The sequence below is a fragment of the Halomonas gemina genome, assembly GCF_023554995.1.
GTDB classification, from domain to species: Bacteria; Pseudomonadota; Gammaproteobacteria; order Pseudomonadales; family Halomonadaceae; genus Halomonas; species Halomonas gemina.
In genome coordinates this window covers 1-217 of the sequence record NZ_JAMJPK010000053.1, presented here as the reverse complement: position 1 = coordinate 217, position 217 = coordinate 1, and the positions used below count along the sequence as shown (strand labels likewise).

Here is a 217-nt window from a genome sequence, read left to right as displayed (position 1 = left end):
AAGCGCTGGAAGGCGTTGAGCTAATCGGTCCTAATGGCCCGTGAGGCTTGACCATATAACACCCAAGCGGTCTGCCGATGGCGACCGACAAGCCGGATACGACGAGACGTAGCGTCAGCATGATTCACCGTTTTTCGCCTGACGACCATAGCGTGCGGGAACCACCTGATCCCATGCCGAACTCAGCAGTGAAACCGCTCAGCGCCGATGGTATTGT

1 rRNA gene is annotated in these 217 nt (G+C 57.1%); it reads left to right on the top strand.

Annotated features, from left to right (window positions below):
• Window positions 1-137: 137 nt before the first annotated feature.
• Window positions 138-217: ribosomal RNA gene (gene rrf, locus M8009_RS19020) — 5S ribosomal RNA — on the top strand; the annotation flags it as partial.